The following is a 17,583-nucleotide window of genomic DNA, read 5'->3' on the forward strand; positions in this document are numbered from 1 at the left end:
ATACAATGAATACACCAATTATTGCACTTGACTTTAATCGTTATGAAGAGGTCGAAAACTTCTTAAAACAATTCGATGAAAAACTATACGTTAAAGTTGGAATGGAATTATATATGCTTGAAGGGCATAACGTCATTAAAGAAATTCGCGCGATGGGACATGATTTGTTTTTAGATTTAAAACTTCATGATATCCCGAACACTGTGTCACGTACGATGGCAGGACTTGGACGTTTAGACGTACAGATGGTAAACGTACATGCACGCGGTGGAAGTGAAATGATGAGACGCGCCAACGAAAGCTTTAAAGAATATAATCCAGACGGAATTTGTATTGCGGTTACTGAGTTAACGAGTACGAACGAACATATGGTAGAACACGAACTTCAGTCAAAATTATCGTTAAGAGATTCAGTGCTAAACTTAGCACAACTCACATACGACGCTGGTTTAGATGGAGTTGTTTCATCTCCATTAGAAAGTCAAATGCTACACGAAAAAATTGGTCCAGACTTTTTAACAATTACACCGGGGATTCGTCTAAAAGAGAGTCAAACAGACGACCAAGTACGTATCGTAACACCAGACGAAGCGAGACGACTCGGTTCAAACTATATCGTAGTAGGCCGCCCGATTACTCAGTCAGATAATCCAGTTGAAAGTTATCATAAAATCAAAGCAATGTGGGAGGGGAAATAATGAGTAAACGTGTATCAGAAATTTTATTAGATATCGAAGCGGTTAAAATTCAACCGAACGATCCATTTACATGGGCAAGTGGCATTAAATCTCCAATCTATTGTGATAACCGTAAAACGATAGGATTCCCGAAAGAGAGAAAAGAACTTATTACGTTATTCATTGAAAAGATTAAAGAAAACTATAGCGACGTTGAAGTTATCGCCGGTACAGCAACAGCTGGCATTCCGCACGCAGCATTTTTAGCAGCAGGCCTCGACTTACCGATGGTGTACGTGCGCGGTGAAAAGAAAAAGCACGGTGCAGGAAAACAAATCGAAGGCGGCGACGTCGAAGGTAAAAAAGTGATCTTGATCGAAGACCTATTCTCAACAGGTGGTTCTAGCCTAAAAGCAGCAGACGCTTTAAAAGAAGCAGGCGCTGAAGTCATATCCGTGATGAGTGTATTTAGTTATGAACTAGACGTACTAAAAGAAAACTTTGAAGCAGCAGGATTAGAATACGCAAGTTTAAGCACAATCGATGAAATGCTTGAACTATGCGAAGAAACAAACAGACTCAGTGAAGCGGACATCGAAGTCGTTAAAAACTTTAGAGATAATTTATAAAATGAAAGAACTCGGCGTTGCGCCGAGTTCTTCTTTTTTGTGGGTTTTGGTGCGTATTGATGGGGGGTTGATGTGATTTCGTACGTTTGGATGCGGGAATCGTCGGTGAAAGATCGGTCTCGCCGTCGATAAGCTGAATCGTCGGTGAAATGAAAAGTTAACCGACGCTAATAAGGAAATCGTCGGCGAAAATTCAGTTCGCCGACGGTAACGGTCGAATCGTCGGTGAAATTTTGTTTTCGGGTTTTTCGCCGACGATACTGTCTTTCTCGTCGGTGAATAAAAAATTCGCCGACGATAATCTGTTCTGCGACGGTGAAAAAATAGATTCGCAGGCGATAATCCGAATCGTCGGCGAAACTCCAATCTCACCGACGCAAATCACTAAATCGTCGGTAGGTTCTTCATCTCGCTGACGCAAACTACACAATCACAAACGCATAGACGATAAAGCACCCGATCCTCCACTCAGACAGATAATCATCTACTCCGAGTCTTCCATTAGACGGATTTCTCGTTCTACCGGTGTGACGTACACTGTTTTTTGATCGGTGTACGTGACGAACCCGGGTTTTGTGCCTGGGATGTTTTTGACATGTCGGATTTCTGTGTAATCGACTGGGACTGATTGTGATTCTTTTCCTTTTGAGTGATACGCAGCGATTTTCGCAGCTTCCATTATATCGTCTTCAGTGATTTCGTCAGCAACATGCGTAATGACGACGTGGCTTCCTGGCATATCTTTGACGTGGAACCACAGATGATTTTTACTCGCATGTCGGTTTGTTAAATAATCATTTTGCGTATTATTTTTACCGACGAGGACCGTTAAACCGTTTGTCGTTTTATATTTATTAAGATGAACCGCATGCTTCTTCTTACGCTTTCTGCGCTTCTTCTCTTTGATGATTCCTTCTGACATCAGTTCCTCACGGATATCTTCGACCTCTTCGGTCGTTGAAATACTCTCCATTTGATGTAGTAACGTCTCGAGATAATTTAAATCCATTTTAGCAATTTCTAGTTGTTTTTCCGCTTCAATTTCTCGATTTTTCATTTTATTGTATAAGTGATAATATCTTTGTGCGTTATCCGCAGGTGATAAGTGCACTTTTAGCGGAATCGTAATTTCTTTATTTTCATAGTAATCAAAGACTTTTGCCTCTTTACTATACGGTTTTAATTCGTGCATGTAAGCCGTCAGTAACTCACCGTACTTTTGATAGTCGTCTTTACGGTGCGACTCTTCAATATCTTCTTTTAACTTTTCGATTTTCCGCTTCGTCTTGTCATAGTTTTGCTCGATGACATACAAGTAATCGTTCGCTTGTCGTTTTATATTTTGTTTAATATATCTTGAATGATAAAATTCATCGAGTAATTCTGAGAGCGTATCGAAGTGGATTTTTTCATCATATTGATGATTTAAAGTCTCGAGTTCACTATAGTAAAACGCATCTCTATTACCGATGTACAATGTCGGATTTAAAGATAAAGTACTCAGTGTCTCTTCAATAGCACTCACGATATTTTTGATGTTCCAGAACTTTACACGGTGCTCAGCTTCTTCAATAAATTGTAAACTCACACCTTCGACGTTATTTAAAATTTGTCGATTCAGTTTCCCACCGTTAAAGTCAATATATTTTGGTAAGTCGTTAATTTCTTCAGTTCTAGGATTTAACTTCTTTTTCGTTGGCGGTGCCTCGTACTGTAACCCGGGTTGAATCGGGCGCTCGTTTTCAGAGAGCGATATGTGCTTCATCGCAAAAATGATTTGTTTATGTTCATCCGTTAAAATGATGTTCGAGTGTCTACCCATAATTTCAATGATGAGCTCTCGTTCGATTTCGTCACCGATTTCGTCGCGATTCGTAACCCTCATATGAATGCGGCGGTCATTACCGATTTGCTTAATATCTCTAATAATTCCAGACTCTAAATCACGACGTAACATGCGTAAAAACATCGGCGGTTCAAACGGTGTTTCGTAAGATTCATTTGTAAAATGAATACGTGCTAAACTTGGGTGGCAACTCACTAAAAGTGTTTGTGTTTTACGTTCTGCACGTATTTTTAATATAATTGTATACGGATCGATTTGATGAATTTTATTAATACGTCCACCTTTCAGTGGAGTAAATTCGTTCATGAGTTCATGTATAAAATTTCCGTCAAGTGCCATAATCATTGCACTCCTATCTTTCAGAAAATGTACTTTATCTATTATAACACCGTCTAACTTATAGTGAAATTATCTCATGATTATGGTAAAGTTAAGAATAATCACTTTAATGAAAGGTTTACTGCGAATGACAAACGATAAAGGATTGCTGATTGTTCTTTCTGGGCCTTCTGGGGTCGGAAAAGGAACAGTGCGTAAAGCATTGTTTGAAGATGAAGAAACGAACTTTAAATACTCAATTTCAATGACGACACGTGATAAACGTGAAGGGGAAGTGGACGGTGTCGACTACTTCTTTAAATCGCGTGAAGAATTTGAGCAATTAATTGAACAAGATAAATTTATTGAATATGCGGAATACGTTGGAAATTATTACGGTACACCAGTTGATTTTGTTCATCAAACGATGGAACAAGGCCACGATGTATTTTTAGAAATCGAGGTTGAAGGTGCAAAACAAGTGCGCGACAAATTCCCTGAAGCGCTATTTATCTTTTTAGCACCACCGTCAATCGAACAGTTAGAGTCGCGTCTTGTCGGTCGTGGCACAGACTCTAAAGAAATTATCGAACACCGTATTAGCGAAGCAAAAAGAGAATTAACACTTATGAATTTATATGACTTTGTTGTCGTCAATGATTCTATCGAAGAAGCAAAACGAAAAATTCGATGCATTGTAGAAGCAAATCATTTAAGACGCTCAAAAGTAGAAAGACATTTAAGAAAATTACTGTTGGAGGTAGAGGAGTAATGTTATACCCGTCACTTCATGAATTAAAAGAAAACGAAAATTCAAAATATATGATCGTCATTATGGCGGCAAAACGTGCAAGAGAATTACAAGACCATCCTGAATATGCGGTGTTCGGTGGAGACACAGGATATAGGTCTAAAAAGACTGTCGGTATGGCACTCGAAGAAATCGCAGATAAACACGTAACACGTAAGGACTAATGTGAAGCTGACAATGTATGTTGTCAGCTTTTCTTTACTATTAGAGGTGATCTTATGGCAAATATTTTACTCGGAGTAACTGGTGGAATCGCGAGTTATAAAGCAATTGATGCAACGAGCAAACTCACGCAACTCGGTCATAACGTTAAAGTTGTTTTAACAGAAAATACGTTACAATTCGTCTCACCACTCGCATTTCAAGCGATTGGTCGAAATCACGTATTTACGGATACATTTAAAGAAGAAAATCCAGCTGAAATTGCGCATATTAAACTTGGTGAATGGGCAGACATTATTTTAGTGTTACCCGCAACGGCAAATACGATCGGTAAACTCGCAAACGGGATATACGACAATATGTTAACGAATGTCCTCGCGGCAAATACGAAACCCGTTATGATTATGCCGGCAATGAACGTTAATATGTTAAATCATCCGGCGACGCGACGTAATATCGACATCTTAAAAAAAGACGGTTATCATTTTGTCGATAGCGAAACTGGCTTTTTAGCATGTGGATATAATGCCGACGGTAGACTAGCGAGTATTGAAACGGTCATCGCGGAGATGAATCGTATTTTATCTTTAAATGAAGATTTAAAAGGAAAACGCGTATTAGTAACAGCAGGCCCGACAAGAGAGAGAATAGATAGCGTTAGATATTTAACGAACTATTCGAGTGGAAAGATGGGTTACAGTATCGCTGAAGCGTTTAAAAATCGAGGTGCGACTGTAACAATCGTGAGTGGGCCAGTCAGTATTGACCCGCCGAGCGGTGTCAATGTCATTCGAGTTGAATCGACAGAAGAAATGTTTGAAGCGGTCAAAAATAATTTAGACAACGATATCGGTATATTTTCTGCAGCAGTATCTGATTACACACCAAAACACGTAGCGACAAAAAAGCTTAAAAAAGAGACAGATGCACTTGACGCTATTGAGTTAAAAGAAACGACAGATATTTTAAAATATGTCGGGCACAATACGGACGATATGTACGTCGTCGGATTTGCTGCTGAGACGGATAACGTCGAAGAAAATGCGCTAAAAAAACTAAAGAAAAAGCAAATTGACGCGATTTGTTTAAACGACGTATCGAACTCGTCAATCGGTATGAATAGTGACTTTAACGAGATTACGATGTTCTTTAAAACGGGTGATAAAACACAGTTAAACTACGGGACGAAACAAGAAATCGCAGACAAAATCGTCGACGAAATCGTAAAGCGAGTGGACCTATAATGTACGCATCAGTCATCGTCGCGATTAGCAATAAGAACGTCGATCGTCTCTTTACGTATAAAATTCCTGAACACTTAGAAGATAAAATACAACCAGGATCTAGAGTATTCGTTTCATTTGGACCGAGAATGATTCAAGGATTTGTCGTCGAGGTTAAAAATGATACCGACTTAGACCCTTCTAAAATTAAACCGATTCAAAAAGTTATGGACGTCTACCCAGTCCTTACGAAAGAACTTATTCATTTAAGTAAAAAGCTCGCAGATTATTACGTCGAACGACATATAAAAGTCATTGAAGCAATACTCCCTGCAGCGTTAAAAATGAAATCGAGATCTGTATTAAAACTAAGTGATGACGCGTCCACAATTGCTAGAGAAACATTTAAAAAGTTTGACGATGAAAAAATCGACGTTAAACTGCTCGATATGAACGACTTAAAACAATTAATGCCGTTTATTAACTCTAAAGAAATTATCGAAGAAAAAGAATTTTCTCAGCATACGAAAAAGAAGACACGTCGTGGGATTGAGTCAAACTATTTAGATATAAAACCATCGAGTCGAGCAGTGAAACAAATCGAGTTACTCGAACTCGTCGAAGACCGTGGCCCGTTAACGTATGAACAAATCGAAGAAGAAGGATACTCTATAGGAGTCATTAACGCACTCGTCGATAACGGCTTTTGTAAAAAAATCGATATATTAGTCGAGCGCGATCCATATGAAGGGCGAGTATTTTATCAAGATGAAAAAAAGATACTCACGCATGAACAACAACACGCGTTTGACACGATTAAAAAATCGATTGATGACGATACACACGAAACATTTTTACTACACGGAATCACTGGCAGCGGAAAGACAGAAGTATATTTACAAGTGATTGAGGAAGTATTAAATCGTGGTGAAAATGCGATTATGATGGTCCCAGAAATTGCACTTACTCCACAAATGGTGCAGCGTTTTAAATCGAGATTTGGTGACGACGTTGCAGTGATTCACTCGATGTTAAGTCACGGTGAACGATATGATGAGTGGCGTAAAATACGTGAAGGGCGTGCTCGAATTTCTATTGGCGCACGAAGTAACGTGTTTGCGGCATTTCAAAACGTCGGGTGTATTATTATCGATGAAGAACACGAGTCGACTTATAAACAAAACGAACGCCCGTATTATCACGCACGACTCGTTGCTAAGTGGCGCGCGGAGTATTATAACTGTCCGTTAATACTTGGATCTGCAACACCGAGTATCGAGTCATACGCCCGAAGTGAAGTCGGCGTGTATCAGAGACTTGAACTTACAGAAAGACCGACGGAACAAACCGTTCCAATTCCAGAAATCGTCAGTATGGTTAAAGAGCGAGAAGACGGCAACACGTCAATCATTTCACGTAAACTCGACATGAAAATTCGAGACCGAATAAGTAAAGATGAACAAATGATCCTTCTACTAAATCGAAGAGGATATGCGAACTTTTTAGTCTGTCAAAACTGTGGTCACGTTCCGATGTGCCCAAACTGTGACATCAGCTTAACGTATCATAAATCTAACAATTCACTGATGTGTCATTACTGTGCATACGAAGAGCCGATGCCAACAAAATGCGGAGCGTGTGGTGAACACGATTTAAGTCTTCGCGGGACAGGAACACAAAAGATAGAAGAAATATTGCGCGATACGTATAACGTCGACGTCGTACGAATGGATATCGACACGACGCGTAACAAAGGTGCACACGAAAAGCTATTAAGCACGTTCGAAAAAGAAAATATTCCGATACTACTCGGCACACAGATGATTGCGAAAGGGTTAGATTTTAAAAACGTCACACTCGTCGGAGTGTTAAATGCAGATACGATTTTAAATCTACCGGATTTTAGAGCAAATGAACGTACGTTTCAACTCCTCACTCAAGTATCCGGGCGCGCAGGACGCGGAGACGTTGAAGGAGAAGTGATATTCCAAACGTATAACGAAGATCATTACGCGATCCAATTCGCAAAAGAAAATGACTATCGTTCGTTTTACTTAAGAGAAATGGAATATCGAAAACTCGCACGGTATAGCCCGTATTACTTCCACGTATTATTTACAATTTCAAGCGAGTATCAAGACCGCGTCATTAAAGCAGCGAGTGACATTCATACAGTCATTCAAAAAGACGTGTCGAATCGTTCGATTTTAATTGGACCGAGTCCATCTCCAATCGAGAGAATCCAAAACAAATATAGGTTCCAAATAATATTAAAATATAAAAGTGAGCCAGAACTGTTTAAAGTACTCCATGAACTGGATAATAAGTATAGTAAGGAATATCAAAAGACACAAACATCGTTAAGAATCGATGTTGATCCAGAATATATTATGTAGGTGAAACTATGGCAAATATAATTTTTATGGGAACGCCAGATTTCTCTGTTCCCATTTTAAGAGCGCTACACGAGACGTTCGAAGTTGATCTCGTCGTATCTCAGCCCGATAAAAAGGTCGGCAGAAAACAAATTTTAACGCCTCCTGCAGTCGCAAAAGAAGCGGCAACGCTTGGCATAGAAGTATTCCAACCGGAGGCTATCGGTAGTACTTCATCGATTGAAAAAATAAAATCATACGACCCAGATATTATTGTTACAGCCGCATACGGTCAGCTGTTAAGTGAAGACGTGTTAAACATACCAAAACTCGGGTGTGTTAACGTTCACGCGTCACTCTTACCTAGACATAGAGGGGGCGCACCGATTCACCGTTCGATAATTGAAGGCGATGAAAAAACTGGCGTCACATTAATGTATATGGCAAAAGAGTTAGACGCGGGAGACATCATCGCGCAGCAAGAAACAGTCATCGGAGATAGTGACACAGTCGGTACGCTTCACGACCGTTTAAGTGAAATCGGTACGGAATTACTGATAAATGAGTTACCAAATATTTTGAACGAAACAAATTCACGTACGCCTCAAGACGACGCATTAAAAACGTTTAGTCCAAACATCGAAAAAGAAGATGAGTTCGTTACGTTCGACCGTCCGTCTAGAGAAGTGTTTAACCATATCCGGGGTTTAAACCCGTTCCCGGGAAGTTATACATTGTTAAATGGTAAACGACTGAAGTTATATTTATCGAAATTGACAGAAAAGCAGTCGACAGAAAAGCCAGGGACGATTATAAAAGAAACGAAAGACGGATTTTTAGTTGCGACAATTGATTTTGACTTAGAAATTACAGAAGTACAACCTGCAGGCGGGAAACGTATAAACGCAAGTCAATATATTCGTAATAATAGTGATTTAATTGGCGACGTGCTCGGTGAAGACGTATGACAGTAAGAGAATTAGCACTCGATGCGTATTCAAACGTCATTCATGACGGTGGGTATTCAAATATCGTTTTAAATCGAATCATCGAGGAAAACGAATTATCACAAAAAGACCGTGCGTTACTCACAGAGATTTTGTACGGTTCGATTTCGAGGAAATTAACGCTCGAATATTATTTACGCCCACTCATACAAACGAAACTAAAACGTTGGCAACGCGATTTACTCGTCATCAGTCTATATCAATTAGAATATCTCGATAAAATACCGAGTTACGCAGTGATCAATGAAGCGGTTGAAATTGCTAAAGAGCGTGGTGGACTACAGAGTTCACGTCAAATTAACGGTATTTTACGTAGTTTCTTACGTGAAGAAAAACCAAAAATCAGCGATATTAAGAACGACGCGACGAGGCTATCAATCGAGTACTCACTACCGAAGTGGATCGTCAAACATCTATTAAAACATCATTCAGTCGAAAACACTGAAAATATCGCAAAAAGTCTACTTGAGAGACCAAACATGTACGTCCGCGTAAACAAGAAACAAACGACGCGTGAGGCACTAATTAAACAGCTACAAGACGAAGGAGTGACTGCTAAGAAAAGCTCTATTCATGAAAATGCAGTCATCGTTTATGGTGGAGGACTAACGGAAACGAAAGCCTATAAAGATGGATTATTTGGTATTCAAGATGCGAGTTCAATGTGTGTCAATTATGCATTAGATCCAACTGGAAAAGAAGTGATACTCGATGCATGTAGTGCGCCTGGCGGGAAAGGATTCCACGCACTAGAAAATATGAATGGACACGTCGATTTTTCAGACGTATTTGAACATAAACTGACATTAATCAAAAATGAAAGCAAACGTTTAAAACATACGAATTTAAATGTAATGCTAAAAGATGCAACGAAAGACGATTATGATACGATGTACGATAAAATAATCGTAGATGCACCGTGTTCAGGGCTCGGCGTTTTAAAACGTAAACCTGAAATTAAGTACAACGTCCGTGAAGAAGATATCAACACACTTGTTGACATTCAACTATCGGTTTTAAATCACGTCAAACAGTATTTAAAACGTGGCGGTACACTCGTTTATTCGACATGTACACTGCATCAAATGGAAAATGAAAACGTCGCATATACGTTTAAAAAACAGTCGACGGATATAGAATTTGACGAATTTGAAATTCCGCCGTTTAAATTTAAAGGAAACATGCGTCAAATTCTCCCCCATGAACTGAATACAGACGGTTTCTTTATCGCTAAATTTAAGAAACTGTGAGGGAGGACAGCTATGAAATTTTATGAGAAAAGTATTTGTGGGAGTTACCGTAATTTAAACGAAGATACGGCCTACGTATTTCAAAATAAAACCGGTCAAAAAATCGCGTTAATTGCCGACGGTATGGGCGGCCATGAGCATGGTGAAGTCGCTTCAAAATTTGTCGCTTCTAAAATTAAAGAAGCGTTCGAAGAGACGAACTACTTTAAACCAGACGACGGCAAAGATTTTTTAAGAGATTTAATTATTCAAACGAACCGCGAGTTATATGACTATTCAAACGAAAATACGGAGTCTAAAAATATGGGAACAACACTCGTTTTAGCAGCATTTTTAGATGAAATGATTTACGTATTTAACGTCGGAGATTCTAGAGCGTATGCACTTAAAAAGTTAGAAATACGCCAAATCACGAACGACCATACGTTTGTTAATATGCTCGTCAGTTCAGGTGAAATTACAAAAGAAGAAGCAAAATCTCATCCTCAAAAAAATATCGTAACGAAAGCACTCGGTACAACAAGACTCATTCAGCCGGATTTATTCCGTTTAAAAAATCATCTGTATGATTATATCGTTTTAACGAGTGACGGCGTGACAGATGTCGTGGACGATGAAACGATTCATAAAATTGTATATGAAAACGAAAGTAAAGCAGATGAAATTGTAGCTAAAGCTGAAAAAAATGACTCGAAAGATAACATCAGCGTTATCGTCGTCGACTTAAAGGCGGGTGAATAGTAATGGAAGGAAACATCATTTCAGATCGTTATCGCCTTAAAAAATATTTAGGCGGTGGGATGAGTTCAGTTTATTTGGCCGATGATATTATATTAGACCGTGAAGTCGTCGTAAAATTGATAAAATCAGATCCGTATAACAAAGAAAAGATGATGCAACGCTTCCAGCGTGAAGTACAAAACACAACACGATTAAACCACCCAAACATCGTTACAGTGATCGACGTCGATGATACGAGTGAATACCACGTACTTGTCACGGAATACATTAAAGGTCCGAACTTAAAACAATATATCGATGAAAATAAGCCGCTACCATATGATAAAATCGTAGAACTGTCACTTATGACGCTTCGTGGTATCGAACACGCGCATAACCGTGGAATTATCCATAGAGATATTAAGCCGCAAAATATTTTAATCGATGAAGATAGTCAGTTAGAAATTACGGACTTTGGTATCGCGAAAGCTTTATCTGAAACAAGACTTACTGAAACGAACCAAGTGATGGGTTCTGTTCAGTACATTGCACCAGAACAAGCAAAAGGAAAGCATGCGGATGAACGTGCGGACCTTTACAGCTTTGGAATCATGTTATACGAAATGATTACGGGAGAATTACCGTTCCAAGCTGAAACTCAAGTATCCGTAGCGCTTCAACATATACAGTCACCAATGCCAAACATCGACGATAAGCGTGAAGGTGTACCACTAGGACTTAAAAACATCGTCTATAAGTGTACCGAAAAGGAACCGAACGACCGTTATAGTGACGCGTCAGAAGTAATTCGTGATTTACTTGACTACAAAAATATGACACATGCGTATAAAGCGAATAATGAACCTAAAAAAGTCGATAAGGACAAAGTGAAAGTAGCACCTGTTGCACCAGTTCCGGTAAAACCTAAGAACAAAAAGCCAGAACAGACAGAACCACCAAAAGAAGAGACTAAAAAGAAACGTCGTATATGGCCGATTATCGTAATACTATTACTGCTTTTAATCGGTGGTAGTGCACTAGGTGCATTATTCTTAAAATCGACACCGAAAGAAGTCACTGTAGAAAACGTTCAAGGTATGCATGTTGACGAAGCAGTTCAAAAATTCGAAGAAGCAGGCCTCGTGATCGGTGATATTACACGTGAACATAACGAAAAGATTGAAAAAGATCACGTCATTAATACGTCTCCAAAATCCGGTGCTATCTTAAAAGAAGGAGACACGATCGACTTAAATGTGTCTGACGGTGAACCACCATATGAAATGGAAGACTTTACGAAAAAATCAATCGATGACGTTAAAAAGAAATTAGAAGAACTCGGATTTAATTCTGTTAATATCGAAGAGGAATATTCAAGTGAAATCGATAAAAATAAAGTTATCGAACAATCGATAAAACCAGGCACAAAAATTATTCCAAAAGAAGAATCGATTACGTTAACGGTATCTCAAGGTCCTGAACCGATAGAAATAGAGAACTTCGTCGGAAGACCGTTCGAGGAAGCAAGGCAAGTCCTTGAAGGAAACGGATTTATTATAAATAGTGTAAATGAAATCCATAGTGACGAATACGGCGAAGGGATCGTAGTGTCTCAAGACCCAAGTTACGGTGCGTTTTTACCAGGCTCTCCAATTAATTTAACAGTGTCTAAAGGTAAAGCGCCAAAAGAAGCAAAAGAATATCAATTTAAAGTGACGATTCCATTTGGAGAGGATACTTCTAAAGATAAAGACAAGAAAGAAAAAACGAAAAAAGTAAAAGTCTATATCGAAGATAAAACACGAAACATCGATGACGTCGAGGAAGAGTTTGTGATCTTTGAAGACACACCGTACACGATTAACCTCGTCCTAGAAGAAGGTGAATCAGGTGGTTATCGTATCGAAGTCGATGGTAAAAAAGTGTTAGAAGAAAAAATCAAAAATGATTAAATAAATTTATTGAAATATTGGCGTTTATAAAAAATGTTATCTATAATAAAAAGGAAGACTTCAATTTGGAGGATGAAAACAATGGCAAAAATTAAAAGAGATAAAGGTCTAGATAATACGTTAAAAGTATTTAAACAAGGCTACCTTTATACTACAAATCAAAGAGAACGCCTAGGTGCAGAAGTGTTTGAAACACGTGCACTCGGTGGTAAAAGCTACGTCGTTTTAAGTGGAAAAGAAGGGGCAGAACTATTCTACGATAACGACAAAATCGAACGTGAAGGTGGTTTACCTAAGCGTGTTGTAAACACTTTATTCGGTAAAGGTGCGATCCACACGACAACTGGTAAACAACATATCGACAGAAAAGCGCTATTCATGTCATTAATGACTGAAGGAAACTTAGAGTATGTACGTAAATTAACACGTAACTACTGGAAAGCTAACACAGCGCGTATGGAAGCGATGGGAGACGTTAACGTTTACCACGAATCTATCGTTCTATTAACACGTATTGGTATGCGCTGGGCGGGAGTAACTGCTCCAGAAGAAGAAATCGAAAGAATCGCAGAAGACATGGATATCATGATCGACTCATTCAAAGGTCTCGGTAATGCGTTCAAAGGTTACAAATCATCTAAAGATGCGCGTAAACGTGTTGAAGACTGGTTAGAAGATCAAATCATTAAAACACGTAACGGTGAAATTAATCCTCCAAAAGGCTCATCATTATATGAGTTAGCACACTGGAGAGACTATGAAGGTAATCAAATGGATTCACGTCTTGCAGGTATCGACCTCATGAACACGTTCCGTCCATTAATTGCAATCAACCGTTTCGTATCATACGGTGTACTTGCACTTTACGAACACCCAGAAGCAATTCGTAAAATGAGCACGGTAGAAGATTATCCGTACATGTTCGCTCAAGAAGTAAGAAGATTCTACCCATTCGTTCCATTCTTACCTGGTAAAACGAAAGTAGAAGTGGAACATAAAGGTGTAACGATTCCTAAAGACCAACGTCTCGTTATCGACGTATACGGTACACTACACAGTGAAGAGTTATGGGATCAACCAAACAAATTCATTCCAGAGCGCTTTAAAGACTGGGACGGATCACCATTTGATATGATTCCACAAGGTGGCGGAGACTACTGGACTAACCACCGTTGTGCAGGTGAGTGGATCACAATCATCATCATGGAAGAAACTATGAAATACTTCGCAAACGAAATCACTTGGGACGTTCCAGAGCAAGACTTAACAATCGACTTAAACAGTATCCCTGGTTACATCAACAGCGGTATGGTCATCAACAACGTTAGAGAAAAAGTGGATCGTTTCTAATATATTTCCCTCTAAACAAAAATGTTTAGAGGGATTTTTTATGTTTCTTAAATATAAACGTTTGTTATAATTTATTTAGATGAAAATTTTAGGAGGCATTATGCAAACAGGTAAAATTGTAAAAGCGCTTGCCGGTTTTTATTACGTTAAAAGTGACGGCATAGTATATCAAACAAGAGCGCGTGGAATATTCCGTAAACGTAAAGAGAGTCCGTTAGTTGGAGATATTGTCGATTTTGAAGCGGACAACGTAAAAGAAGGAACGATTACTCATATACATCCACGTAAAAATAGTTTAGTCCGTCCGCAAGTTGCTAACGTCGATCAACTACTCATTACAGTGAGCATAAAAAATCCGGACTTTAGTTTTTATTTAACAGACCGATTTTTAGCATATAGTGAATCTAATCATATTACGCCAATTTTAATCGTTACTAAAAACGATTTAAATGACGATGAAGAATTAATCAAAAAAATAAAAGAAACATATGATATGTATGACGTGTACTTTACAGAAAAAGACACGGTAAATGAATCATTAAAAGATATATTTCCAGATAAGTTATCGGTCCTTGCTGGACAAACGGGTGTCGGGAAAAGTACGTTATTAAATACGTTACTTCCAAATTTAAACTTAGAAACAAATGAAATTAGTGAAAAGTTAAATCGCGGAAAACATACGACGCGTCACATTGAACTGATCGATAAAAATAACGGTCAAATCGCAGACACTCCAGGGTTTTCTACGATTGATTTTACACATATCGACAAAGAGGATTTACGTTTTTGTTTTAAAGAATTTAACGTTTTTCTAGACGACTGTAAATTTAGAGGGTGCGTCCATATTAACGAACCGAAATGCGCCGTAAAAGATGCTGTGAATAATGGTGATATAAAAGAAAGTCGCTACAACAGTTACTTACAAATATACGAAGAAATGACGAATTACAAGGAGAGATATTAATGGTTAAAGTATTACCATCATTACTAGCGAGTGATTTTTTAAATTTAGAAAGTGAAATGAAGAGAATGGAAGAAGCAGGTGCGGATATTTTCCATTTAGATATTATGGATGGACAATTTGTGCCGAATATTTCATACGGTATTCCTGTTTGTGAAGCGATTAGTAAAAAAACGAATATTCCACTAGACGTTCACTTAATGACAGAAGATCCAGAGCAGTTCGTCGAAGAGTTTCGCGATATGGGTGTTGATTATTTATCGTTTCATATTGAAGCAACGCCGCACGCACATCGCTTAATCACGCATATCCAAAACAACAACATGAAAGCAGGCATCGTTTTAAACCCACAAACGCCAGTGAGAGATATTGAGTATCTGTTAGACATCGTAGACTTCGTTCTCGTCATGACAGTGAATCCAGGATTTGGTGGGCAGTCGTTTATCGAATCTGGTGTTAAAAAGATTGCAGAACTCGATTCTATTCGTACGAGGGAAAATTATGACTATTTAATTGAAGTAGACGGCGGAGTGAACGATGAAACCGCACGCGTGTGCCGTGAAGCGGGTGCAGATTTACTCGTGAGTGGATCGTACTTATTTAAAGCAGATAATACAAAAGAGACGATTGATAAACTTAGAGGTTAATATATGAAAGCTAACGTAGTGATGAGAGAAGTGAGCGTACCAGAAGTTTCTGGAGATTATATCGGGGTCGACCGCGGAGTATATCAGTTACTTAAACTTGGTATTACACCGAAATTTTGTTACGGTGATTACGATTCAGTAAATGATAAAGAACGAGACTTTATTGAGTCAAAACTGAAAATCCATGCGGTCAATAGTGAAAAGGATTATACGGATAGCGAGCTTGCGTTATTTGAACTTGTCGATAAAGGTTACAAAAAAATCGACGTATACGGTGCATTAGGCGACCGTATTGATCATGAGTTAATGAATATTCAGCTACTTTTAAACGAGAAATTTAAAGATGTCGACGTCAGGCTGATCAATGATTTAAATATTATATTTAAAGTCGAAGGTAGTCGTGAACTACAAAATCTCGGGTATAAGTACATTTCTTTTATACCAATTTTTAACGATACAGTTTTAAAATTAGTCGGATTTAAGTATGATGGAGAAGTCACTACGTCTATTGGAAGTACGTTAACAGTATCTAATGAATTTGCAAGTGACGTTGCGACGGTTGTAACGAATCAACCAATAATCGCGATTTATTCAAACGACAGAAGTTAGGAGATGAAAGTATGATATTACTTGGTGCACTCGTCAACGGGCTCGCCATTATTATCGGTGGTTCACTCGGGTTAATATTTACTTTTATCCCCGAACATGTGAAAGATTCAATTTTAAAAGCACAAGGTCTCGTTATTATTGCCCTTGGAATTCAGATGATTTCTGCTTCAACAGACGTAATTATTACGCTGTTGAGTTTAATCGTCGGGGTGACGATCGGTGAGTATTTAAAATTAGAAGATAAACTAAACGGTATCGGACATTGGCTCGAATTTAAGCTAGGCGATAAAAACGCAGGAAACATCTCACAAGGACTCGTCTCTGGTACGATGATATTTATAATCGGAGCGATGTCAATCGTCGGAGCACTAGACGCTGGGATGCGTGGAGACAATACAGTCTTATACACGAAATCATTTATGGATTTCTTTATCGCACTCGTTATGACAACGACATATGGACTCGGCGTCATCATTGCTGGTATTCCTACATTTTTATATGAAGGACTCATTACACTCGGCGCAAAAGGATTTGCGCACTTCATACCAGAAGACGTATTAAAAACGATGACAAAACAAGTCAGCGCAACTGGAGGAGTCATTATCTTTGCGATCGGTTTAAACATGATGAACATCACAAAAACACGTGTCGGAAACATGATCCCAGCGATATTTGTCGCGATGATCGTCATATATATCATGAGTTTCTTTAGATAAGACGAACTTAAAATATTAGTTCGTCTTTTTTCATCTTGTGGGGTGGTGGTTGGGTTGGTTGAGAGCGTAATTGTACACGAAATGGGTAGGGTGTTTACACAAAAGGGATTTGCGTAAAAAGATTTTAAATAATTTAACATAACTTCGATTTCTGTAAACGACCATCTCGTTACGTTGACAATTAAGCGTTTTGCGTTAAACTAACACGAACTCTTTTAACGCAAACAGCATTTGCGTTAAATTAAACCGAAAACGATCTTGCCGCCACTATTTTTTAAGATGAAAAGCTGTTAAACAGCAGCTCGGTTTTTCATCTTGTTAAATTAACGA

16 protein-coding genes are annotated in these 17,583 nt (G+C 38.6%); 15 read left to right on the forward strand and 1 reads right to left on the reverse strand.

Going from position 1 to position 17,583, the window contains the following annotated elements:
• The first annotated feature begins 5 nt into the window (after positions 1–5).
• Both pyrF and pyrE read left to right on the forward strand, forming a co-directional pair.
• Positions 6–698: an orotidine-5'-phosphate decarboxylase gene (gene pyrF / locus HMPREF3029_RS07680; protein ID WP_070457614.1), complete on the forward strand. Its 693-nt coding sequence runs from the start codon at positions 6–8 to the stop codon at positions 696–698.
• Positions 698–1,306, forward strand: coding sequence for an orotate phosphoribosyltransferase (gene pyrE / locus HMPREF3029_RS07685; protein ID WP_070622442.1), 609 nt, complete (start codon positions 698–700; stop codon positions 1,304–1,306). Before pyrF ends, pyrE begins: the two co-directional genes overlap by 1 nt.
• A gap of 484 nt (positions 1,307–1,790) precedes the next feature.
• Here the strand turns inward: pyrE and HMPREF3029_RS07690 are convergent, their stop codons facing one another.
• Positions 1,791–3,491 carry an Rqc2 family fibronectin-binding protein gene (locus HMPREF3029_RS07690; RefSeq protein ID WP_070710322.1) on the reverse strand — a complete coding sequence of 567 codons (1,701 nt, stop codon included), beginning with the start codon at positions 3,489–3,491 and terminating at the stop codon, positions 1,791–1,793.
• Between the two features lie 127 nt (positions 3,492–3,618).
• On the opposite strand from HMPREF3029_RS07690, the gene gmk reads away from it, so the two are divergent.
• The 13 genes from gmk to HMPREF3029_RS07755 all read left to right on the forward strand — a co-directional run bounded on the left by gmk (position 3,619) and on the right by HMPREF3029_RS07755 (position 17,253).
• Positions 3,619–4,242, forward strand: coding sequence for a guanylate kinase (gene gmk / locus HMPREF3029_RS07695; protein WP_040929233.1), 624 nt, complete (start codon positions 3,619–3,621; stop codon positions 4,240–4,242).
• The gene (rpoZ, locus tag HMPREF3029_RS07700; protein ID WP_068128850.1) at positions 4,242–4,445 is read left to right on the forward strand and encodes a DNA-directed RNA polymerase subunit omega; all 204 of its coding nucleotides are present in this window, start codon (positions 4,242–4,244) and stop codon (positions 4,443–4,445) included. Before gmk ends, rpoZ begins: the two co-directional genes overlap by 1 nt.
• Before the next feature lie 54 nt (positions 4,446–4,499).
• The gene (gene coaBC, locus HMPREF3029_RS07705; protein ID WP_070710323.1) at positions 4,500–5,687 is read left to right on the forward strand and encodes a bifunctional phosphopantothenoylcysteine decarboxylase/phosphopantothenate--cysteine ligase CoaBC; all 1,188 of its coding nucleotides are present in this window, start codon (positions 4,500–4,502) and stop codon (positions 5,685–5,687) included.
• Complete coding sequence (gene priA, locus HMPREF3029_RS07710; RefSeq protein ID WP_070710324.1) at positions 5,687–8,062, forward strand: primosomal protein N'; 2,376 nt, start codon at positions 5,687–5,689, stop codon at positions 8,060–8,062. The genes coaBC and priA overlap by 1 nt, the downstream gene beginning before the upstream one ends.
• An 8-nt stretch (positions 8,063–8,070) precedes the next feature.
• Positions 8,071–9,009: a methionyl-tRNA formyltransferase gene (fmt, locus tag HMPREF3029_RS07715; RefSeq protein ID WP_070710325.1), complete on the forward strand. Its 939-nt coding sequence runs from the start codon at positions 8,071–8,073 to the stop codon at positions 9,007–9,009.
• Positions 9,006–10,298 (forward strand): 16S rRNA (cytosine(967)-C(5))-methyltransferase RsmB, encoded by a 1,293-nt coding sequence (rsmB, locus tag HMPREF3029_RS07720; protein ID WP_070710326.1) that lies wholly within the window; start codon positions 9,006–9,008, stop codon positions 10,296–10,298. The genes fmt and rsmB overlap by 4 nt, the downstream gene beginning before the upstream one ends.
• A gap of 12 nt (positions 10,299–10,310) precedes the next feature.
• Entirely contained in the window at positions 10,311–11,039 is a 729-nt protein-coding gene (locus HMPREF3029_RS07725; RefSeq protein WP_068128840.1) for a Stp1/IreP family PP2C-type Ser/Thr phosphatase, read from the forward strand.
• A 2-nt stretch (positions 11,040–11,041) separates the two neighbouring features.
• Positions 11,042–12,970, forward strand: coding sequence for a Stk1 family PASTA domain-containing Ser/Thr kinase (pknB, locus tag HMPREF3029_RS07730; protein WP_070710327.1), 1,929 nt, complete (start codon positions 11,042–11,044; stop codon positions 12,968–12,970).
• A gap of 81 nt (positions 12,971–13,051) precedes the next feature.
• Positions 13,052–14,320 carry a cytochrome P450 gene (locus tag HMPREF3029_RS07735; RefSeq protein ID WP_068128836.1) on the forward strand — a complete coding sequence of 423 codons (1,269 nt, stop codon included), beginning with the start codon at positions 13,052–13,054 and terminating at the stop codon, positions 14,318–14,320.
• Positions 14,321–14,420: 100 nt separating this feature from the next.
• Entirely contained in the window at positions 14,421–15,284 is an 864-nt protein-coding gene (gene rsgA, locus HMPREF3029_RS07740; RefSeq protein WP_070710328.1) for a ribosome small subunit-dependent GTPase A, read from the forward strand.
• Complete coding sequence (gene rpe, locus HMPREF3029_RS07745) at positions 15,284–15,928, forward strand: ribulose-phosphate 3-epimerase (RefSeq protein WP_070710329.1); 645 nt, start codon at positions 15,284–15,286, stop codon at positions 15,926–15,928. Before rsgA ends, rpe begins: the two co-directional genes overlap by 1 nt.
• Before the next feature lie 3 nt (positions 15,929–15,931).
• Positions 15,932–16,537 (forward strand): thiamine diphosphokinase, encoded by a 606-nt coding sequence (locus tag HMPREF3029_RS07750; RefSeq protein WP_070710330.1) that lies wholly within the window; start codon positions 15,932–15,934, stop codon positions 16,535–16,537.
• An 11-nt stretch (positions 16,538–16,548) separates the two neighbouring features.
• Positions 16,549–17,253 carry a DUF554 domain-containing protein gene (locus HMPREF3029_RS07755; RefSeq protein ID WP_070710331.1) on the forward strand — a complete coding sequence of 235 codons (705 nt, stop codon included), beginning with the start codon at positions 16,549–16,551 and terminating at the stop codon, positions 17,251–17,253.
• Positions 17,254–17,583: the final 330 nt, after the last annotated feature.

The organism is Nosocomiicoccus sp. HMSC059G07, from assembly GCF_001815515.1.
Lineage (GTDB): Bacteria > Bacillota > Bacilli > Staphylococcales > Salinicoccaceae > Nosocomiicoccus > Nosocomiicoccus ampullae_A.